This window comes from Pseudomonas sp. PAMC 26793 (genome assembly GCF_000313235.1).
GTDB lineage: Bacteria > Pseudomonadota > Gammaproteobacteria > Pseudomonadales > Pseudomonadaceae > Aquipseudomonas > Aquipseudomonas yamanorum.
Genome location: NZ_AMXG01000049.1, coordinates 1 through 21544 on the forward strand (window position 1 = coordinate 1; position 21544 = coordinate 21544).

17 protein-coding genes are annotated in these 21544 nt (G+C 59.4%); 4 read left to right on the forward strand and 13 right to left on the reverse strand.

Annotated elements, in window-relative coordinates:
- Window positions 1–1061 precede the first annotated feature (1061 nt).
- From aceA to D109_RS0126355, 9 genes are all read right to left on the reverse strand, one after another.
- On the reverse strand, window positions 1062–2387 hold the full coding sequence (aceA, locus tag D109_RS0126315) for an isocitrate lyase (protein WP_003219577.1): 1326 nt from the start codon (window positions 2385–2387) through the stop codon (window positions 1062–1064).
- Between the two features lie 494 nt (window positions 2388–2881).
- Window positions 2882–3619, reverse strand: coding sequence for a secretin N-terminal domain-containing protein (locus D109_RS0126320; protein WP_017479508.1), 738 nt, complete (start codon window positions 3617–3619; stop codon window positions 2882–2884).
- 237 nt (window positions 3620–3856) lie between these two features.
- Window positions 3857–4279, reverse strand: a complete 423-nt coding sequence (locus D109_RS0126325; protein WP_017479509.1) for a GNAT family N-acetyltransferase — start codon at window positions 4277–4279, stop codon at window positions 3857–3859.
- A complete protein-coding gene (locus D109_RS0126330; protein ID WP_017479510.1) occupies window positions 4272–5438 on the reverse strand; it encodes a cupin domain-containing protein in 1167 nt (388 codons plus the stop codon). The genes D109_RS0126325 and D109_RS0126330 overlap by 8 nt, the downstream gene beginning before the upstream one ends.
- 84 nt (window positions 5439–5522) lie before the next feature.
- A complete protein-coding gene (purB, locus tag D109_RS0126335; RefSeq protein ID WP_017479511.1) occupies window positions 5523–6893 on the reverse strand; it encodes an adenylosuccinate lyase in 1371 nt (456 codons plus the stop codon).
- 123 nt (window positions 6894–7016) lie between these two features.
- The gene (gene hflD, locus D109_RS0126340; protein ID WP_010172715.1) at window positions 7017–7640 is read right to left on the reverse strand and encodes a high frequency lysogenization protein HflD; all 624 of its coding nucleotides are present in this window, start codon (window positions 7638–7640) and stop codon (window positions 7017–7019) included.
- Window positions 7637–8761, reverse strand: a complete 1125-nt coding sequence (gene mnmA, locus D109_RS0126345) for a tRNA 2-thiouridine(34) synthase MnmA (RefSeq protein WP_026078224.1) — start codon at window positions 8759–8761, stop codon at window positions 7637–7639. Before mnmA ends, hflD begins: the two co-directional genes overlap by 4 nt.
- Before the next feature lie 59 nt (window positions 8762–8820).
- Entirely contained in the window at window positions 8821–9267 is a 447-nt protein-coding gene (locus tag D109_RS0126350; protein WP_017479513.1) for an NUDIX hydrolase, read from the reverse strand.
- Window positions 9268–9496: 229 nt separating this feature from the next.
- The gene (locus D109_RS0126355) at window positions 9497–11722 is read right to left on the reverse strand and encodes an NADP-dependent isocitrate dehydrogenase (protein WP_017479514.1); all 2226 of its coding nucleotides are present in this window, start codon (window positions 11720–11722) and stop codon (window positions 9497–9499) included.
- Between the two features lie 495 nt (window positions 11723–12217).
- Between D109_RS0126355 and icd the strand changes: the two genes are divergently transcribed.
- A complete protein-coding gene (gene icd / locus D109_RS0126360; protein ID WP_026078225.1) occupies window positions 12218–13474 on the forward strand; it encodes an NADP-dependent isocitrate dehydrogenase in 1257 nt (418 codons plus the stop codon).
- A gap of 71 nt (window positions 13475–13545) precedes the next feature.
- On the opposite strand, the gene cspD is transcribed toward icd, so the two are convergent.
- The gene (gene cspD, locus D109_RS0126365) at window positions 13546–13812 is read right to left on the reverse strand and encodes a cold shock domain-containing protein CspD (RefSeq protein ID WP_017479516.1); all 267 of its coding nucleotides are present in this window, start codon (window positions 13810–13812) and stop codon (window positions 13546–13548) included.
- Between the two features lie 219 nt (window positions 13813–14031).
- Here cspD and clpS point away from each other — a divergent pair, with 219 nt between their 5' ends.
- Both clpS and clpA read left to right on the forward strand, forming a co-directional pair.
- Entirely contained in the window at window positions 14032–14400 is a 369-nt protein-coding gene (clpS, locus tag D109_RS0126370; protein WP_003219604.1) for an ATP-dependent Clp protease adapter ClpS, read from the forward strand.
- A 29-nt stretch (window positions 14401–14429) separates the two neighbouring features.
- The gene (gene clpA / locus D109_RS0126375) at window positions 14430–16700 is read left to right on the forward strand and encodes an ATP-dependent Clp protease ATP-binding subunit ClpA (RefSeq protein ID WP_010172706.1); all 2271 of its coding nucleotides are present in this window, start codon (window positions 14430–14432) and stop codon (window positions 16698–16700) included.
- Between the two features lie 154 nt (window positions 16701–16854).
- On the opposite strand, the gene infA is transcribed toward clpA, so the two are convergent.
- The 3 genes from infA to aat form a co-directional block, all read right to left on the reverse strand.
- Entirely contained in the window at window positions 16855–17073 is a 219-nt protein-coding gene (gene infA, locus D109_RS0126380; protein ID WP_002553999.1) for a translation initiation factor IF-1, read from the reverse strand.
- A gap of 100 nt (window positions 17074–17173) precedes the next feature.
- A complete protein-coding gene (locus tag D109_RS0126385; protein WP_017479517.1) occupies window positions 17174–17881 on the reverse strand; it encodes an arginyltransferase in 708 nt (235 codons plus the stop codon).
- Between the two features lie 55 nt (window positions 17882–17936).
- A complete protein-coding gene (gene aat / locus D109_RS0126390; protein WP_017479518.1) occupies window positions 17937–18617 on the reverse strand; it encodes a leucyl/phenylalanyl-tRNA--protein transferase in 681 nt (226 codons plus the stop codon).
- Window positions 18618–19104: 487 nt separating this feature from the next.
- Between aat and D109_RS0126400 the strand changes: the two genes are divergently transcribed.
- Window positions 19105–21513: a DNA translocase FtsK gene (locus tag D109_RS0126400; RefSeq protein WP_017479520.1), complete on the forward strand. Its 2409-nt coding sequence runs from the start codon at window positions 19105–19107 to the stop codon at window positions 21511–21513.
- Window positions 21514–21544 lie beyond the last annotated feature (31 nt).

Below are 21544 nucleotides of genomic sequence, written 5' to 3' on the forward strand. Positions count from 1 at the left end.
AATGAATATTGTTTGCGTGGGTTTTAAACAGCTGTTCGGGGTTTAACGGAGGAAGTTGCTGTTACTTGTGCGGGTGGTGCTAGTTGGTAAGGCGGATCTTTTAACTGACTTTGGGGGCGCGGATACCGCTCTGGATCAATGTTTTGGTCGAAATTTGGTTGTGGGGGACTGTGTACATATCCGTTGCTGCGGTAACGGCGGCTTATGGTTCCGCTCTTACAGCGGGTCACTTTTGGCAAACGCCCGGAATGCCGGCGCAGCCAAAAGTAACCAAAAGGTCTTTGCCCCACCACTCGGTGCCTCGCCTAGGCTCGGCATGCCCGCACTCCGGCGCGGGTAAACCGGCGTCCTGCCGGTTTACCCGCTCCACCGTGCCTACTTGCGGCCATCGTGGTTAACGGGGCGCCTAAGATCAAGATCAAAAGCAAGAGCACAGCGGCCTCCCGGCCGGCTTGAGTGTTAAAGAGCAAAAACAAAAACCAGAGCGAAAACAAATCTGCTTTTCTGTGGGAGCGGGCTTGCTCGCGAAAAACCTGAGAGCGCCGCGTTCATCCAGAATGCCAGCGTCATCGTTAACGACCTTCGCGAGCAAGCCCGCTCCCACATTTGGACCGTGCCCGCTTTAGCTTTTGATTTACAACACTCAAGCCGGCCGGGAGGCCGCTGTGCTCTTGATCTGCTTTTGATCTTGATCTTAGGCGCCCCGTTAAACCACGCTGGCCGAACGCAGGCTTTGGAGCGTGGCTAACCCGGCAGGACGCCGGGTTAGCCGTCCTGGGCCAAGGATGGCCCATGACGGCGGCCCACGGTCCAAAGCCGGAGTGGCACACCGAGCCTAGGCGAGGTGCCGAGTGGTGGGGCAAGAGCGTTTTGCTTACTTTTGCGCTTTTCAAAAGTGAGCCGCTGTAAGAGCGGAACCATAAGGCGGCCATCACCCAAATAACGGATATACACCCCATTTCAGAGACGCAAAAAAAACGCCCCGAACCAGTCGGGGCGTCAGATCGTGCGGCACTGCGGTTAGGTCTTCCTTGAGGCCGCAATGGCCGTGTACTCAGTGCTTAGTGGAACTGCTCTTCTTCAGTCGAACCAGTCAGCGCAGTCACGGACGAGGTGCCGCCCTGGATCACGGTGGTCATGTCGTCGAAGTAGCCGGTGCCCACTTCCTGCTGGTGCGCCACAAAGGTGTAACCCTTGGCAGCATCAGCGAACTCCTGCTCCTGCAGCTTCACGTAGGCAGTCATGTCGTTGCGGGCGTAGTCGTGCGCCAGGTTGAACATGCTGTGCCACATGTTGTGAATGCCGGCCAGGGTGATGAATTGGTGCTTGTAGCCCATGGCAGACAGTTCGCGCTGGAACTTGGCGATGGTCGCGTCGTCCAGGTTCTTCTTCCAGTTGAAAGAAGGCGAGCAGTTGTAGGACAGCAGTTGGTCCGGGTATTCCTTCTTGATCGCTTCAGCAAAGCGACGAGCTTCGTCCAGGTCCGGCTTGGCAGTTTCGCACCAGATCAGGTCGGCGTACGGCGCGTAGGCCAGGCCGCGAGCGATCGCCTGGTCGAGACCGGCGCGCACTTTATAGAAGCCTTCCTGGGTACGCTCGCCAGTCACGAACGGCTGGTCGTACGGGTCGCAATCCGAGGTCAGCAAGTCTGCCGCGTTGGCATCGGTGCGGGCCAGGATGATGGTCGGAGTGCCAGCAACGTCAGCAGCCAAACGAGCAGCGGTCAGCTTCTGAACGGCTTCCTGGGTCGGAACCAGTACCTTGCCGCCCATGTGGCCGCATTTCTTCACTGATGCAAGCTGGTCTTCGAAGTGAACGCCGGCAGCACCCGCCTCGATCATGCTCTTCATCAGCTCGTAAGCGTTCAGTACGCCGCCGAAACCCGCTTCAGCGTCTGCAACGATCGGTGCGAAGTAATCGATGTAGCCTTCGTCGCCCGGGCCTTTACCGGCTTTCCACTGGATTTGGTCGGCGCGGCGGAACGAGTTGTTGATGCGCTTGACCACGGTTGGCACGGAGTCCACCGGGTACAGCGATTGGTCGGGGTACATGGATTCAGCGGAGTTGTTGTCCGCTGCCACTTGCCAGCCGGACAGGTAGATCGCCTGGATACCGGCTTTTACCTGTTGAACCGCTTGGCCGCCAGTAAGGGCACCCATGCAGTTGACGAAATCTTTTTCGGGACGGAAGGACGGCTTGGCACCCTGGGTGACCAGCTTCCACAGCTTCTCGGCGCCGAGTTTTGCAAAGGTGTGCTCAGGTTGAACCGAGCCACGCAGGCGGACGACGTCAGCAGCGGAATAAGCGCGGGTCACGCCTTTCCAGCGTGGGTTTTCAGCCCAGTCTTTTTCAAGGGCTGCAATTTGCTGTTCGCGTGTCAGTGCCATGGGGAAAAACCTCGTCGCATAGGTCTAGGTGGAAAATTCCATTTGCCAGCCACGTAATCACTGCGTGGTTATGGCTGCTCGCTGACCAGAAGCTTAGGCGGTCAAGTCAGGCTTGGCGGGGAAGGCGACGGGATGAACGAGTGGCGAGAGGGGGAGTTGAGCAGGTAAGGGCGAACTGCGAACAGTCTTCGGGCGTCGTGGGCCTTTGTACGATCCATCAGTGTGTTGCCGGGTTACCTGGTTAGCTTCCGTCCCTCGGGACAACTTCGTTCCAGTCGCAACCTCGTCAAACACACCTTGTGGGCGGTACAGACACGAATCGGCTCAGGTGGGTGGCTTTGAGCGACGATCCGAAGGCCCTTGCCAGGGCCCCTGATTAGCGGGAGCGAGGCCATCATGCCCATGCTTTTTTGGATCGTCAAATGTTTTGTAGTGCTTTTTTTCTGGCACTACATCTTTAGTCTAATACGACTCGCCAGTCAGTTTTTGGTGCTTCAGTTCAGGGTGTCGACTTTGACCCGCAATGTCAGGTCATCGCGCCCCTGAGTAGAGTAGCTGCGGGTTGTAGTGCTTTTGTCGGCCTGGGTCTGGCGGTTGATCCCGGCCAGGGTGATCCACTCGCCCAAGCGTCCGCTGACGGTTGTGTCGCTACTTTGCACGTTCACTACATCGGGACGTTCCTGGCTCATGCGGTCACGATTGGTACTGATGCTCAGGTGAACGGTCTCTCCGGTGACGCTGGCGGTGACGTAGAAGCCCTGGGTCACGTTGCGATACTGCGTCTGGTTCTGCGGGCGGCCGTAGGCATCAGGCTGGGTGGTGGTGAGCGGCACGCTCTGGCCGACCTGGATCAACGCGGGCACGCCTTCGCTGGCCTGAATTTGCTGGATCCCACCGTCGCGGTTCTCGGTGCTGTAGGTGATGACCTGGGTTTGGTTGTTGCCGTTGCTCTGCTGGTTGTTCTCGTTGGTGTCGACGGTGATCAGCAGGCGCTTGGAAGGCGTATCCAGTTGCGCGAGCAGGGCGCGCAGGCCCTGGATCTTGTCTGGCTCGGCGTTCACGATCAGTTGGTTGCCGTAGGCGCTGACGGTGCCGTCCTTGCCGATAAAGTTCTGCGCGACGGGCAGCAGGTCGGCGCTGGTGCGGTTGCTCAGGGGCACGACTTCGGTGGCGGCCATCACCGAGAAGCTGGTGGCCAGGAGCAAAGTAGTGAGCAGGGTGCGTAGGGACATGTCCGTTATCTCTGCGAGTCATGAGGCTAGATAGTGCCAGTTTGTCGGCCTGGCGGGGTGCAAGTTGAATCCTGGACGGCAAAAGGCCCTGGCATCGGTGGATGGCAGGGCCTTTTGAGGTGTTGCTGATACCGCCTTCGCGAGCAAGCCCGCTCCCACATTTGACCGCATTTCAAGGATGTACTGGATCGAATGTGGGAGCGGGCTTGCTCGCGAAGGGTGCGGCGCGGTCTCGGATCAGCCCTCGCGCACCATATCAACGTGAGGAATCCCGACTTCCAGGAACTCATCGCTGACAATCTTGAAGCCCAGGCGCTCATAAAACGGCGCCGCATGGACCTGTGCACTGAGGATCTGCCGGGTCTGGCCGCGTTTCTCAGCCTCGCCGATCACGGCTTCCATCAACTTGTCGCCGACCTTCAGGCCGCGCCAGTCCTTGAGGACCGACACGCGCCCGATCTCGCCGGTAGGCAGCAGGCGGGCGGTGCCGATGGGGAAGTCGCCTTCGAATGCCAGGAAGTGCACGGCACCTGCATCGTCAGCATCCCATTCCAGCTCCGGTGGAACCGATTGTTCAGCGATAAATACCGCTTCACGAATGCGCCGTATCTCGGCGATATCCTTTTGCCAGTCCGCGACACTTACGTGAATCTTATTCATCGGCAAACCCCAGGCTTCCTTGCTTGACCAGTTCCCACAGCAGGGCGCAGCCATCTTCGTCCGCCAGCCATGGGCCGAGGTTGTCGATGTGCAATGCGTCGGCGGCGCACACCAGCTTCAGCAGTTCCCGCAGCTTGCCCGGCAACAGGCGGCTCTGGCCGCTGGCGAACAGCAGCAGGTCGTCGTCCACTTCGGACCAGGCCAGGCGTGCGCTTGGGTTGCGGATCAGCACGGCGCCGTCTTGCAGGCTGCCCAGCAGGTCTTCTTCTTCCACTTCCGGGCCGGCGACCAGTTCCGGGTAACGTGGCTCGGTCATGAACTGGCCGAACCAGGTCAGCAGCATGCGCTCGTCGCTCATGTGTTCGGCCAGCAGGCTTTTCAGGCGGTCGAGGGCGTCGGCCTGGATCTGGTGCGGGTCGCTGACCGGCTGGGCATCGGCGTCGGTGTAGCGTTCTTCGTCCGTCAGGTACTGGCTGAGGAAGTCGGTGAAGTGGGTCAGCACTTCAGCCGCGCTCGGGGCGCGGAAGCCTACGGAGTAGGTCATGCAGTCATCGACGGCAACACCGCAGTGCGCCAGGCGTGGCGGCAGGTAGAGCATGTCGCCCGGTTCCAGCACCCATTCGGCGGTTTCTTCGAATTCGGCGAGGATGCGCAGGTCGGCGTGCTGCAGCAGCGAGCTTTCGGAGTTGCACATCTGGCCGATCTTCCAGTTGCGCTTGCCGGAACCTTGCAGCAGGAACACGTCGTAGTTGTCGAAGTGCGGGCCCACGCTGCCACCCGGGGCGGCGTAACTGATCATCACATCGTCGATGCGCCAGCTTGGCAGAAAGCGGAAGTTCTCCAGCAACTCGGCTACTTCCGGCACAAACTGGTCGACGGCCTGCACCAGCAGGGTCCATTCACGCTCGGGCAAGGTGCTGAAGGCATCTTCGGCGAACGGGCCGCGACGCAGCTCCCACGGACGTTCACCGTGTTCGATGATCAGGCGCGACTCGACTTCTTCTTCCAGCGCCAGGCCGGCCAGTTCGTCGGCGTCGATCGGGCTTTCGAAGTCAGGAATGGCCTGGCGGATCAGCAGGGGTTTTTTCTGCCAGTAGTCGCGCAGGAATTCCCGTGCCGTGATGCCGCCCAGAAGTTGAAGAGGAATATCAGGATTCATGTGTAACCTATTGAAAAAAAGCACTTTTCAGACGGGAATAAAAACGCCCGGCGCTGCCGGGCGTCTCAAAGGGTCAAGCTTCTATCAGATGCGTTTGGCTTGGGCCACAGCGTTGCCGATGTAGTTAGCCGGGGTGAGCAGTTTCAGCTCAGCCTTGGCGGCGGCTGGCATATCCAGGCCGTCGATGAAAGTTTGCAGCGCTTCAGAGGTGATGCCCTTGCCGCGGGTCAGCTCTTTGAGCTTCTCGTACGGGTTTTCGATGTTGTAGCGGCGCATCACGGTCTGGATCGGCTCGGCCAGGACTTCCCAGCAAGCGTCCAGGTCAGCGGCGATCTTCTGCGCGTTGAGCTCCAGTTTGCTGATGCCTTTGAGGCTGGCTTCGTACGCGATCACGCTGTGGGCAAAGCCCACACCGAGGTTGCGCAGTACGGTGGAGTCGGTCAGGTCGCGCTGCCAGCGGGAGATCGGCAACTTGCTGGCCAGGTGCTGGAACAGGGCGTTAGCGATCCCAAGGTTGCCTTCGGAGTTTTCGAAGTCGATCGGGTTGACCTTGTGCGGCATGGTCGACGAACCGATTTCACCGGCAATGGTGCGCTGCTTGAAGTAGCCCAGGGAGATGTAACCCCAGATATCGCGATCAAAGTCGATCAGGATGGTGTTGAAGCGCGCAATCGCGTCGAACAGCTCGGCGATGTAGTCGTGGGGTTCGATTTGCGTGGTGTACGGGTTGAAACCTAGGCCGAGCTCGTCTTCGATGAAGGCGCGGGCGTTTTCTTCCCAGTCGATCTCAGGGTAGGCCGACAGGTGGGCGTTGTAGTTGCCTACGGCGCCGTTGATCTTGCCCAGCAGTGGCACGGCGGCCACTTGAGCGATCTGGCGCTCCAGGCGGTACACCACGTTGGCCAGTTCTTTGCCCAAAGTGGTCGGCGAAGCCGGCTGGCCGTGGGTGCGCGACAGCATTGGTACGTCGGCGAAACGGATGGCCAGCTCGCGGATAGCGTCGGCAGTCTGGCGCATCAGTGGCAGCATGACGTCATCACGGCCTTCGCGCAGCATCAGGGCGTGGGACAGGTTGTTGATGTCCTCGCTGGTGCAGGCAAAGTGGATGAACTCGCTGACCTTGGCCAGTTCCGGCAGCTTGGCCGCTTGCTCTTTGAGCAGGTACTCGATGGCTTTAACGTCGTGGTTGGTGGTGCGCTCGATCTCTTTGACACGCTCGGCGTGCTCCAGAGCGAAGTTTTCCGCCAGGGCGTTCAGCACCGCGTTGGCTTCGGCGGAGAACGCCGGCACTTCGCTGATGCCAGGGTGAGCGGCCAGGCGCTGGAGCCAGCGCACTTCAACCAGAACACGAGCACGGATCAAGCCGTATTCGCTGAAAATAGGGCGCAGGGCCTGGGTTTTGCCGGCGTAGCGGCCGTCAACAGGGGAAACCGCAGTGAGCGAAGAAAGCTGCATGGGGTGTTCTCGGACAGTCGGGCAACGAAATGGGGCGCGTATCATACATGAAAAAATCCGCCGGTCCGTTGCCAACTGACCGGCGTATTACGCGTGGGGCTATAAAAAATCAGTTGCGGCGACTTATTCGTTGCGCATCAACGGGTAAAGCTCTTTCAGCAATTTGCGACGGCTAATGACCAACTGCCAGCGATGACCGCCCAACTGGCGCCACAACCGCGCCGAACGAATACCGGCCAAGAGCAGGGCGCGGATTTTCGAGGCGTTGTTCGGTTGTTGCAGGTTGCGCATGTCGCCGTGCACCTGGATCCGCTGGCGCAAAGTGCTCAGGGTGTCCTGATACAGCGCGCCACAAGCAGCGATCACGTTTTCGTGGGCCGGGCCGAAATGTTCGACCTGAGACTGAATCTGCGGCAAACGCTTGCCGATGGTTTCCAGCAAATCATCACGCTTGGCCAATTGGCGCTCCAGGCCGAGCATCGACAGGGCGTAGCGCAGTGGCTCGCGCTGCAAGGTGCTCGGGTCGCGCTCGAGGGCGCCGACCAGTGCGCGATAACCTTCACGCAGGGCCAGATCGTCGCCGCCGTACACTTCCAGGGTGTCCTTCGGGTCGCGGATCAGCAGGCTGCCGAGCATGCAGGTCAGGCCCGCCTCAGTGACCTGGCCGGTCTTGGCGATCTTGTCCACCAGTACCGCAGCGAGAAACACGCCGCCCAGTGCCGTCAATTGCTCCTGAGTCGGGCTCATGCCTGGCTGCTCCAGGGTTCGGCAACTTCGATCACGCCGCCCCCCAGGCAAATCTCTCCGTCGTAGAACACTACCGATTGGCCCGGCGTTACGGCACGCTGCGGGTCGTCGAAGGTGGCGCGGTAGCCGGTGGCGGTTTTTTCCAGGGTGCAGGGCTGGTCGCTCTGGCGATAGCGAACCTTGGCGGTCAGGCGGCGCGGTCTGCTGAGGTCCACCGGGTTGACCCAGTAGATGTCCGAAGCGAGCAGGGCGCGGGAGAACAGCCATGGGTGGTCATTGCCCTGGCCCACGATCAACTCGTTGTGCTCCAGGTCCTTGACCAGCACGTACCATGGCTCTTCGCCGGCGTCTTTCAGGCCGCCGATGCCCAGGCCCTGGCGCTGGCCGATGGTGTGGTACATCAAGCCGTGGTGACGGCCGATGATATCGCCTTCGGTGGTCTTGATCTCGCCCGGTTGCGCCGGCAGGTACTGCTTGAGGAAGTCGCTGAAACGGCGCTCGCCGATAAAGCAGATCCCGGTGGAATCCTTCTTCTTGGCGGTGGCCAGGCCGTGTTTCTCGGCAATTGCACGAACTTCGGGCTTTTCCAGCTCGCCCACCGGGAACAGGGTCTTGGCGATCTGTTCGCCGCCGACGGCATGCAGGAAGTAGCTCTGGTCCTTGTTGGCGTCCAGGCCCTTGAGCAGCTCGGTGCGGCCATCGATGTCGCGACGGCGCACGTAGTGGCCAGTGGCGATCAGGTCGGCGCCAAGGATCATCGCGTAGTCGAGGAACGCCTTGAACTTGATCTCGCGGTTACACAGGATGTCCGGGTTCGGCGTGCGGCCGGCTTTGTATTCGGCCAGGAAGTGCTCGAACACGTTGTCCCAGTACTCGGCGGCGAAGTTGGCGGTGTGCAGCTTGATGCCGATTTTGTCGCAGACGGCCTGGGCATCCGCCAGGTCGTCCATGGCGGTGCAATATTCCGTTCCATCGTCTTCTTCCCAGTTCTTCATGAACAGGCCTTCCACCTCATAACCCTGCTCCATGAGCAGAACGGCGGAAACGGAAGAATCCACGCCGCCGGACATACCGACGATGACGCGCTTCTTTTGTGTGTCAGAAGGGGCTGGATCACGCATAGGATTTCAACGGGTGTCTTTAAAAAGGACGCGATTCTAGCAGGCTCGCGTCTGCAAGGCTAAAGAGAAGGGCGGATCAATTCGAGGCTGTGGCGTTGGCCGGCCAGATAATCGTCGATACAGCGGATAATCAGCTCGCTGCGCCAGTCTTCGCGCAGGGCCATCAATTCATCGCGAGTCAGCCAGCGGGCGCGCAGGATGCCGTCGTCCAGCGGGTAGTTCGGGTGGTGTTTCAGGGCTTTGGCGATGAAGCACACGCGCTGATAGGTCACGCCATTGCTGGGAGCGGTGTACAGGTAAATCCCGACAATCCCGGTGGCTTCGACGTCCCAGCCGGTTTCTTCGAGGGTTTCGCGCACGGCGGCCTCGGTCAGGGTTTCATTCGGGTCGAGGTGGCCGGCGGGCTGGTTCAGCACGGCGCGGCCGCCCTTGAGCTCTTCGACCATCAGGAAGCGGCCGTTGTCTTCGACGATGGTGGCGACGGTGATATGGGGGAGCCAGGTCATAAAGTGCCTCGATTCAAAGAGTAACGCTGTCTTCAGGCGCGATTGCATTTAGTGTGGGGGGCGGGCTTGCTCGCGAATACGGCGTGTCAGTTAAAGAGATATTGACTGATCCACCGCTTTCGCGAGCAAGCCCGCTCCCACATTTTGATTGGGTTTCTTCAATAAAAGCGCGATATCCAGAAACAGAAACCCCGGCACAGGGCCGGGGCTTCTTTGCATCCTTACAACCTTACTTCAACTTGGCAATCGCCGCGTTGAGGGTGTTGCTTGGGCGCATGGCCTTGCTGGTCAGCTCGGCGTTCGGTGCGTAGTAGCCACCGATGTCCACGGGCTTGCCCTGGACGGCGTTGAGCTCGGCAACGATGGTCGCCTCGTTCTCGGTCAGGGTCTTGGCCAGTTCGCCAAACTGCGCTTGCAGTGCAGTGTCTTCGGTCTGGGCGGCCAGGGCTTGAGCCCAGTACAGCGCCAGGTAGAAGTGGCTGCCGCGGTTGTCGATGTTGCCGACTTTGCGCGATGGCGACTTGTTGTTGTCGAGGAACTGGCCGGTGGCCTGGTCCAGGGTCTTGGACAGCACCAGGGCTTTCGGGTTGTTGTAGTTCACACCCAAATGCTCGAGAGACGCGGCCAGGGCCAGGAACTCGCCCAGGGAATCCCAGCGCAGGAAGTTTTCTTCAACCAGTTGCTGTACGTGCTTCGGAGCCGAACCGCCGGCGCCGGTTTCGAACAGGCCGCCACCGTTCATCAGTGGCACGATCGACAGCATCTTGGCGCTGGTGCCCAGTTCCATGATTGGGAACAGGTCAGTCAGGTAGTCGCGCAATACGTTGCCGGTCACCGAGATGGTGTCCAGGCCCTTGCGGGTGCGTTCCAGGGTGAACTTCATCGCGTCGACTGGCGCCATGATGCGGATGTCCAGGCTTTCGGTGTTGTGGTCTTTCAGGTAAGCCTGAACTTTCTCGACCACGACGCCATCGTGCGCGCGCTGTGGGTCCAGCCAGAAAATGGCCGGGGTGTTGCTGGCGCGGGCACGGTTGACGGCCAGTTTGACCCAGTCCTGGATCGGCGCGTCCTTGGTCTGGCACATGCGGAAGATGTCGCCGGCTTCAACAGCCTGTTCCATCAGCAGGTTGCCCTTGCTGTCGGTGACGCGGACTACGCCGTCAGCCTTGATCTGGAAGGTCTTGTCGTGGGAACCGTACTCTTCGGCTTTCTTCGCCATCAGGCCAACGTTTGGCACGCTGCCCATGGTGGTTGGGTCGAAGGCGCCGTGGGCCTTGCAATCTTCGATCACCGCCTGGTAGATAGTGGCGTAGCAGCGATCCGGGATCACGGCCTTGGTGTCGTGCAGCTGGCCGTCGGTGCCCCACATTTTGCCGGAGTCACGGATCATCGCAGGCATCGAGGCGTCGACGATGACGTCGCTCGGCACGTGCAGGTTGGTGATGCCTTTGTCGGAGTTGACCATCGCCAGGGAAGGGCGAGCAGCGTAGACCGCTTGGATGTCAGCTTCGATCTGCGCTTGCTGCTCGGCCGGCAGGGCCTTGATGCGAGCGTACAGGTCGCCGATGCCGTTGTTCAGGTTGAAGCCGATCTGCTCCAGCACGACAGCGTGCTTGGCCAGTGCATCTTTATAGAACTCGGCAACGATCTGGCCGAACATGATCGGGTCGGAGACCTTCATCATGGTGGCTTTCAGGTGAACCGACAGCAGTACGCCTTGTTTCTTGGCGTCTTCGATTTCGGCGGCGATGAAGCTGCGCAGGGCTTTCTTGCTCAGCACGGCGCTGTCGATGATCTCGCCAGCTTGTACGCTGGTTTTTTCTTTAAGGACGGTAGCGGTACCGTCTTTGGCGATCAGTTCGATCTTGACGGCATCAGCGCCTTCGATCTGTACGGCTTTCTCGCTGCCGTAGAAGTCGCCGTTGCTCATGTGGGCAACGTGGGACTTGGAGTCGGCAGCCCAGGCGCCCATTTTGTGCGGGTGCTTGCGTGCGTAGTTCTTGACCGACAGCGGTGCGCGGCGGTCGGAGTTGCCTTCGCGCAGTACCGGGTTCACGGCGCTGCCCTTGACCTTGTCGTAACGTGCACGGGTTTCTTTTTCCGCGTCGGTGGTTACGGTTTCCGGGTAGTCCGGCAGGTCGAAGCCCTGAGCTTGCAGTTCCTTGATGGCAGCCTGCAGCTGAGGGGTCGAAGCGCTGATGTTCGGCAGCTTGATGATGTTGGCTTCAGGGGTTACGGCCAGGCCGCCCAGTTCGGCGAGGTGGTCCGGCACAGCCTTGGCGCCCAGTTGCTCGGGGAAGCTTGCGAGGATGCGCGCGGCCAGGGAAATGTCGCGGGTTTCCACGGCAATATCAGCGGAAGCGGTGAAGGCCTCTACGATAGGCAGCAGTGAATAGGTGGCGAGGGCTGGTGCTTCGTCGGTGAAGGTGTAGATGATCTTCGAGCGGGTGGGCATATTCGGATTAACTCTCTTCTTTGCTGAAAGCATGCGCAGAAACTCGAGATGCGCCGGGTAAAGCGCGTTCGTTCAAAGTCATCCATGAGCGAAATGTCGAAGTTTCTTCGCGGTGATGTTGGGTTGCATCAGTCGAGCGTCAAGCGGGTGGGCTGCTGTGGCAACCCGGCTTTTTCAGGCGGAGGGCATCAATGTAGAGCTGTCGGCCATCGTGACTCTTTGGTCAGCGGCGGCATTATACATAGGTCGCTATGCTTACGCCGAGCCTTCATACAAAAGGTGTGTCGTCCATTGGTCTAAAGGTCGCAGGCAGCGGGTTGCGCCTAAAGTCGTATGATGTGCTCAAGATTGGCGCTTTTCCCTTTGCTTTCAAGCTTGTAGGCCACTAAATGTGCTGTTTTCGACGCAAATGTGCAGGGCCTGAGGTTTCAGTCCTCATTTATCTGGAGTAGGCTCGAACGCAGCCAGATGTTTAATCCATAGATGGAGTTCAGCATGGGATACAAGAAGATTCAGGTTCCGGCAGTCGGCGACAAAATCACCGTCAATGCAGACCATTCTCTCAATGTTCCTGATAACCCGATCATCCCTTTCATTGAAGGTGACGGTATTGGCGTCGACATCAGCCCGGTGATGATCAAGGTGGTCGATGCAGCTGTTAACAAGGCTTATGGCGGCAAACGCAAGATCTCTTGGATGGAGGTTTATGCCGGCGAAAAGGCCACTCAGGTTTACGACCAGGACACCTGGCTGCCCCAGGAAACCCTGGATGCGGTCAAGGATTACGTGGTTTCCATCAAAGGCCCGCTGACCACCCCGGTCGGTGGCGGCATCCGTTCGCTGAACGTGGCCCTGCGCCAACAGCTTGACCTTTATGTGTGTCTGCGCCCGGTGCGCTGGTTCGAAGGCGTGCCGAGCCCGGTCAAGAAGCCCGGCGATGTGGACATGACCATCTTCCGCGAGAACTCCGAGGACATTTACGCCGGTATCGAGTGGAAGGCCGGCTCCCCGGAAGCGATCAAGGTCATCAAGTTCCTGAAAGAAGAGATGGGCGTTACCAAGATCCGTTTCGACCAGAACTGCGGGATCGGCATCAAGCCGGTGTCCCTGGAAGGCACCAAGCGCCTGGCGCGCAAGGCCTTGCAGTATGTCGTGGATAACGATCGCGACTCGCTGACCATCGTGCACAAAGGCAACATCATGAAGTTCACCGAAGGTGCCTTCAAGGAATGGGCCTACGAAGTGGCGGCTGAAGAATTCGGCGCGACCCTGCTGGATGGCGGGCCGTGGATGCAATTCAAGAACCCGCGCACCGGCAAGAATGTGGTGGTCAAGGACGCCATTGCCGACGCCATGCTCCAGCAGATCCTGCTGCGCCCGGCGGAATATGATGTGATCGCTACGCTTAACCTTAACGGTGACTACCTGTCCGACGCCCTGGCGGCGGAAGTGGGCGGTATCGGTATTGCGCCGGGCGCCAACCTGTCCGACACCGTGGCAATGTTCGAAGCCACCCACGGTACTGCGCCAAAGTATGCCGGCAAGGACCAGGTCAACCCGGGTTCGCTGATCCTGTCGGCGGAAATGATGCTGCGTCACATGGGGTGGACCGAAGCGGCCGACCTGATCATCAAGGGCACCAATGGCGCAATTTCGGCCAAGACGGTGACCTATGACTTCCATCGGGTGATGGACGGTGCCAAGTTGCTGTCGTCGTCAGCGTTCGGGGATGCGCTGATTTCGCATATGTAAGCTTATAAGCAGGTATAAAAAAACCGGCCTGTTGATGGCCGGTTTTTTTTGAGCGTTTGCTCGGCGGCTGATCAGGCCGGTTGTTTTTGTGATTTTTGAGCGACGTCTTCTTTAGTTGTGCTGGCGCTGACTGGAGCGCCGATATTCACCGCATGCAAGCCTTTGGGTCCCTGAATGATATCGAAGGAAACCGATTGCCCTGCCTTTAGTGTCTTGTAGCCATCCATTTGGATAGCGGAGTAATGCGCAAATAGGTCGTCAGTCTTGCCGTCTTCGTTGATGAAGCCGTAACCCTTGGCATTGTTGAACCACTTGACCTTACCGCTCGCCATGCCCATATCCCTCTGCACCAGACTCCATCACTGGAGTATCATCCAGTTTATCCGTCCTAACCCGAATAAATTAAGGTTGACTGCGCGGACCTTTTTTACCCACTGTGGGTTCTATTGGTTGTAACACTGATTTGCCGATAGTCAAGGCGACCAGCCGGTCAGAGTTGAAATTCTGACAGGCCGCCCCCACCACTGTATTTGAACCACTGACGAACCTTTCTTTCCATGCATGCAATCAGCCAGATTCGACTAACATTCAATCAGGATCGCCCGGATCATCAAGAAGACGACGACGGTTCTGCAGGCATTGCTGTTCAGGAGGCCAAGCCTGCTTTACAGGCGCCGCCGATGTACAAGGTGGTTTTGTTCAATGATGACTACACACCGATGGATTTCGTCGTCGAAGTGCTCGAGGTGTTTTTTAACCTGAACCGCGAGTTGGCGACCAAGGTAATGCTGGCCGTTCACACAGAAGGACGGGCAGTATGTGGAGTGTTTACCCGCGACATCGCCGAGACAAAGGCCATGCAGGTCAACCAGTACGCCAGGGAAAGCCAGCATCCGCTACTCTGTGAAATCGAGAAGGACGGTTAACTCCGACCACTTGGGTATGAGGTGAAGCTATGTTAAACCGCGAGCTCGAAGTCACCCTCAATCTTGCCTTCAAGGAGGCTCGTTCGAAGCGTCATGAATTCATGACCGTCGAGCACCTGCTGCTGGCACTTTTGGATAACGAAGCTGCCGCCACCGTACTGCGTGCGTGTGGTGCCAATCTCGACAAACTCAAGCATGACCTGCAGGAGTTTATCGACTCCACCACGCCGTTGATCCCCGTTCATGACGAGGACCGCGAGACCCAGCCAACCCTGGGCTTCCAGCGGGTACTGCAGCGTGCCGTTTTCCACGTACAGAGCTCCGGCAAGCGCGAAGTCACAGGGGCCAATGTGCTGGTGGCGATCTTCAGCGAGCAGGAAAGCCAGGCCGTATTCCTGCTCAAGCAGCAAAGCGTTGCCCGTATTGATGTCGTCAACTACATCGCCCATGGCATTTCCAAAGTGCCAGGGCATGGCGATCACTCAGAAGGTGAGCAGGATATGCAGGATGACGAGGGCGGTGAGTCTTCTTCTTCGAGCAACCCGCTGGATGCCTATGCCAGCAACCTCAACGAGCTGGCGCGCCAGGGGCGGATCGATCCGCTGGTAGGGCGTGAGCTGGAAGTTGAGCGCGTGGCGCAGATCCTCGCGCGTCGCCGCAAGAACAACCCGCTGTTGGTCGGCGAAGCAGGCGTGGGTAAAACCGCAATTGCCGAAGGCCTGGCCAAACGCATTGTTGATAACCAGGTGCCAGACCTGCTGGCCAACAGCGTCGTCTACTCCCTTGACCTGGGCGCGTTACTCGCCGGGACCAAGTACCGTGGCGACTTCGAGAAGCGCTTCAAGGCGCTGCTCGGTGAGCTGAAAAAACGCCCGCAGGCGATCCTGTTCATTGACGAAATCCACACCATTATCGGTGCCGGTGCTGCTTCCGGTGGGGTGATGGATGCTTCGAACCTGCTCAAGCCGCTGCTGTCTTCGGGCGATATCCGTTGCATCGGCTCGACCACGTTCCAGGAATTCCGCGGGATCTTCGAAAAAGACCGTGCCCTGGCGCGCCGCTTCCAGAAAGTGGATGTGTCCGAGCCGTCGGTTGAAGACACCATCGGCATCCTGCGCGGGCTCAAGGGGCGTTTCGAAGCGCACCATGGCATCGAGTACACCGATGAAGCGCTGCGTGCAGCCGCCGAGCTGGCGTCACGCTACATCAATGACCGGCACATGCCGGACAAGGCCATCGACGTGATCGACGAGGCGGGTGCCTACCAGCGCCTGCAGCCGGTGGAGAAGCGTGTGAAACGCATCGACGTGCCTCAGGTCGAGGACATCGTGGCGAAGATTGCGCGTATTCCGCCTAAACACGTCAACACGTCCGACAGGGAGCTGCTGCGTAACCTGGAGCGCGACCTCAAGCTGACCGTGTTTGGTCAGGATGCGGCCATCGATTCGCTGTCCACCGCGATCAAGCTGTCCCGTGCGGGGCTCAAGTCGCCGGACAAACCAGTCGGTTCGTTCCTGTTCGCCGGGCCTACCGGTGTCGGCAAGACCGAAGCGGCGCGGCAGTTGGCCAAGGCCATGGGCATTGAGCTGGTGCGTTTCGACATGTCCGAGTACATGGAGCGGCACACTGTGTCGCGCCTGATCGGTGCGCCTCCGGGCTATGTTGGCTTCGACCAGGGCGGCCTGTTGACCGAGGCGATCACCAAGCAGCCGCATTGCGTTCTGCTGCTCGATGAGATCGAGAAGGCGCACCCGGAAGTCTTCAACCTGCTGTTGCAGGTGATGGACCACGGTACGCTGACCGATAACAACGGGCGCAAGGCGGACTTCCGCAACGTGATCGTGATCATGACCACCAACGCCGGTGCCGAAACGGCCGCGCGGGCTTCCATTGGCTTTACTCATCAGGATCACTCTTCCGACGCCATGGAAGTGATCAAGAAGAGCTTCACGCCGGAATTCCGCAACCGCCTGGACACCATTATCCAGTTTGGTCGCCTCAGCCATGAGGTCATCAAAAGCGTAGTGGACAAGTTCCTCACCGAGCTTCAGGCGCAATTGGAAGACAAGCGTGTGCAGTTGGAGGTTACGGACGCGGCACGCAACTGGCTGGCGGAAGGTGGCTACGACGCGGCAATGGGCGCTCGCCCAATGGCGCGCCTGATCCAGGACAAGATCAAGCGCCCACTGGCGGAAGAAATCTTGTTCGGCGAACTGGCAGACCATGGTGGCGTGGTGCATATCGATCTGAAGGATGGCGAGCTGACCTTCGACTTCGAGACCACGGCTGAAATGGCCTGATAGCTGACGCAACAAAACAAAAAGGCGCCGAGAGGCGCCTTTTTGCTGTCTTGAAACCGATGGAGATCAAAGGTGGGAGCGGGCTTGCTGGTTTCAGGTAAATCGCGCGCACACAAAAACGCCCGGCATAACCGGGCGTCTTGTATTGACTTGATTAACGGGCGCGGTAAGTGATGCGCCCTTTGCTCAGGTCATAGGGCGTCAGTTCGACGCGCACTTTGTCACCGGTAAGAATGCGGATGTAATTCTTGCGCATCTTGCCGGAGATATGCGCGGTTACGACGTGCCCATTTTCCAACTCCACACGAAACATGGTGTTGGGCAGGGTGTCGACGACAGTGCCTTCCATTTCGAAGCTGTCTTCTTTCGACATGCAGTAAAGCCCTCGGTATCCAGTGAATGGCCCGGTGCAACTGCGCCAGGCAAAAGCGGCGTGCATTGTGCCCGAAAAAGGGTGTTTAAGCCAAGAGGTTCTAGTTCAAGGTGACCCATCTTTGGTTAATTAACAGCTCAATGGGCCGATATTGGGTCTTGTAGTTCATCTTTTTGCAGTTTTTTATCCAGTATCCGAGGTACACCGCCTCCAATTCCATGCGCAAGGCTTCGCCGATTTGCCACAGGATCGCAAAGCGTCCCAGGCTGCGACGCTCTTCGGCGGGCTCATAAAAGGTGTAGACCGCGGACAGGCCATTGGGCAACAGGTCGGTGACGGCTACGGCGACCAGGCGCCCCTCAAGGCGGAACTCGTAGAAGCGCGAGAAGGGCAGGTCGCGCACCAGGAAGGTGGAAAACTGGTCACGACTGGGCGGGAACATGTCGCCGTCGGCGTGGCGCTGTTCGATGTAGCGTTGGTAGAGGTCGAAATATTCTTCACTGAAGCCCGGTTTGGCAGCGGTGACGGTCAGGTCGGCATTGCGCTTGAGGATGCGTTTCTGATTACGGTCCGGCAGGAACTGCGCCACCGGGATACGCGCCGGTACGCAGGCGTTGCAGTTCTGGCAGTGCGGCCGGTAAAGGTGGTCGCCGCTGCGCCGGAAGCCCATTTCCGACAAATCAGCATACACATGCACGTCCATCGGCTGGCTGGGGTCGAGGAACAGCGTGGTGGCCTGCTCATCGGGCAGATAGCTGCATGAGTGGGGTTGAGTGGCATAAAACTTCAAACGCGCCAGCTCGGTCATGATCAACCCTCGGATAAGCTTTGAAATAAGTGTAAGCCAGGTGCGGGAAAGTCGCCTAGGAAACCCATGGCGCAGCGCTGGTTTGGTCCAAATGGTCGCGCAGGTAGTTGGCAAAGTCGCTGCGGGGAATGGCGCGGGCGCCGAGGCTGTGCAGGTGGTCGGTAGGCATCTGGCAGTCGATCAGCACAAAGCCCCAGGCCTGCAATTGCCTGACCAGGGTCGCAAAGCCGAATTTCGAGGCGTTGTCGGCGCGGCTGAACATGGACTCGCCGAAAAACAACTGGCCCATCGCCAGGCCGTACAGGCCGCCGACCAGTTCGCCCTCGTCCCAGACCTCCACCGAGTGCGCATAGCCGCGCTGGTGCAATTGCAGGTAGGCGCTCTGCATGGCTTCGGTGATCCAGGTGCCGTCGGCATAACTGCGCGGTGCCGCACATGCCTGAATGACGGCGGCGAAATCCTGATCGAACGTCACCGTGTAACGCTGCTGGCGCAACAGTTTGCCGAGGCTGCGGGAAACATGCAGCTCGTCGGGGAACAGCACGGTGCGTGGGTCGGGCGACCACCACAGGATGGGCTGGCCCTCTGAGAACCACGGAAAGCAGCCGTGGCGATAGGCCTGGATCAAGCGGTCGGCCGACAGGTCGCCACCGGCGGCGAGCAGGCCATTGGGTTCGCGCATGGCCTTGGCCAGCGGTGGAAACGTCAGGGTATTGCGTTGTAACCAGGTCAGCATGGCATCCAGGCTTACGGAAGGGGAGGGCGGTAACGGCGATGTTGCCCGTTGCAAGAGCTGTGATTATTGTCGACGAAACGCTCTGGGGCTACCCCGAACATGGGATCGGTGCAGATAAGCATGAATGGGTGTTTCTGCAACTCTATGCCGGGGGCGTGGTCGTAATCGCGTACGTCGGTCGGCAAGCTAGCCTGGAATGGCAAAAACAGCTCATAAGCCTTTGTCAGCAAAGACAATGCATGCTCAAATTGAACGTTATGAAACCGAAGATTGGCTATGCTGTGTAACGTAGGGCCAAGTGCGTGGCATAGCGCACACAAACCCGTACAATGCGGCCATTCAGGCGTTATCGCCGTTTCATGAATCAGTTGCAGGGTGTTAAAAGTAGCTTCACTGGCACTCGTTCATTTTTTACCTGCTCGGATTGAGCAGTATTTTGCAGTCATTCAATAGATGGACGCGCTAAAGGCGCAGGAATAGACCCGTTTTGAAGAAATCCGCCGCAACACCTAAAGCCGCAGTCGTGCCCGCCTGGCGCCAGCACCTGCACTATCGACTCAAGGAAGGTGCACTGATCGCCATCGGCGCCCTGTGCCTGTTCCTGATGATGGCCTTGCTCACCTATGGCAAGGACGATCCAGGCTGGAGCCACAACAGCAAGATCGAAGATGTGCAGAACTTCGGTGGCCCGGCCGGCTCGTACAGCGCCGATATCCTGTTCATGGTGCTGGGTTATTTCGCCTATATCTTCCCGGTGTTGCTGGCCGTCAAGACCTGGCAGATCTTCCGCCAGCGTCATGAACCGTGGCAGTGGAGCGGCTGGCTGTTCTCCTGGCGCCTGATCGGCCTGGTGTTCCTGGTGCTGTCGGGCGCGGCCCTGGCCCATATCCATTTTCACGCACCTACCGGCTTGCCGGCCGGTGCCGGCGGCGCACTGGGCGAAAGCCTCGGCGACCTGGCCCGCAGGACCCTGAACATCCAGGGCAGCACCCTGATGTTTATCGCGTTGTTCCTGTTCGGCCTCACAGTGTTTACCGACCTGTCGTGGTTCAAGGTCATGGACGTGACCGGCAAGATCACCCTCGACCTGCTGGAACTGTTCCAGGGCGCCGCCAATCGCTGGTGGTCGGCCCGGGTTGACCGCAAGCGCATGGTTGCGCAACTGCGTGAGGTCGATACCCGCGTCAACGAGGTGGTGGCCCCGAGCACGCCGGACCGGCGTGAGCAAGCCAAGGTCAAGGAACGCCTGATCGAACGCGAGCAGGCCCTGACCAAGCACATGTCGGACCGCGAGAAGCAAGTGCCGCCGGTGATTGCACCTGCGCCGCCGAAGGCCCCCGAGCCAAGCCATCGTGTGCAGAAAGAGAAACAGGCGCCGTTGTTTGTCGACAGCGCCGTGGAAGGCACCTTGCCGCCGATCTCGATTCTCGACCCGGCGGAAAAGAAACAGCTCAACTATTCCCCTGAATCCCTGGCGGCCGTCGGCCACCTGCTGGAAATCAAGCTCAAGGAATTCGGCGTCGAAGTCTCGGTGGATTCGATCCACCCGGGCCCGGTGATTACCCGCTACGAAATCCAGCCGGCTGCCGGCGTGAAGGTCAGCCGCATTTCCAACCTGGCCAAGGATCTCGCGCGTTCGCTGGCGGTGACCAGCGTGCGGGTGGTGGAAGTGATTCCGGGCAAGACCACTGTCGGTATCGAAATCCCCAACGAAGACCGGCAGATCGTGCGCTTCTCCGAAGTGCTGTCGACCCCGGAATACGACAACTTCAAATCGCCGGTGACATTGGCCCTGGGCCACGACATCGGCGGCAAACCAGTGATCACCGACCTGGCGAAAATGCCCCATTTGCTGGTTGCCGGTACCACCGGTTCCGGTAAGTCGGTGGGTGTGAACGCGATGATCCTGTCGATCCTGTTCAAGTCTGGCCCGGAAGACGCCAAGCTGATCATGATCGACCCGAAAATGCTTGAGCTGTCGATCTACGAAGGCATTCCGCACTTGCTGTGCCCGGTAGTGACCGACATGAAGGACGCCGCCAACGCCCTGCGTTGGAGCGTCGCCGAGATGGAGCGCCGCTACAAGCTGATGGCGAAGATGGGCGTACGTAACCTGTCGGGCTTCAACGCCAAGGTCAAGGAAGCCCAGGACGCCGGCACGCCGCTGACCGACCCGCTGTACAAGCGCGAAAGCATTCACGACGAAGCACCGCTGCTGACCAAGCTGCCGACCATCGTGGTGGTGGTCGACGAATTTGCCGACATGATGATGATCGTCGGCAAGAAGGTCGAAGAGCTGATCGCCCGTATCGCCCAGAAGGCACGGGCTGCCGGTATCCACTTGATCCTGGCGACCCAGCGTCCGTCGGTGGACGTGATCACCGGCCTGATCAAGGCCAACATCCCGACCCGCATGGCGTTCCAGGTATCGAGCAAGATTGACTCCCGGACCATCATCGACCAAGGCGGCGCCGAGCAGCTGCTGGGCCACGGTGACATGCTCTACATGCCGCCGGGCACCAGCCTGCCGATCCGTGTTCACGGCGCCTTCGTCTCCGACGATGAAGTGCACCGCGTGGTGGAAGCCTGGAAGCTGCGCGGTGCGCCGGAATACAACGACGACATCCTCGCGGGCGTCGAAGAGGCCGGCAGCGGCTTTGACGGTGGCAGCGGCGGTGGCGACGATGATGCCGAGACCGATGCGCTCTACGACGAAGCGGTGCAGTTCGTGCTTGAAAGCCGCCGCGCCTCGATCTCCGCCGTACAGCGCAAGCTGAAGATTGGCTACAACCGCGCTGCCCGCATGATCGAAGCCATGGAAATGGCCGGCGTGGTCACCTCGATGAACACCAACGGCTCGCGCGAAGTGATTGCGCCAGCGCAGATGCGTGACTGATTACGTGCCGCGTGGCAACACGCGGCACGCC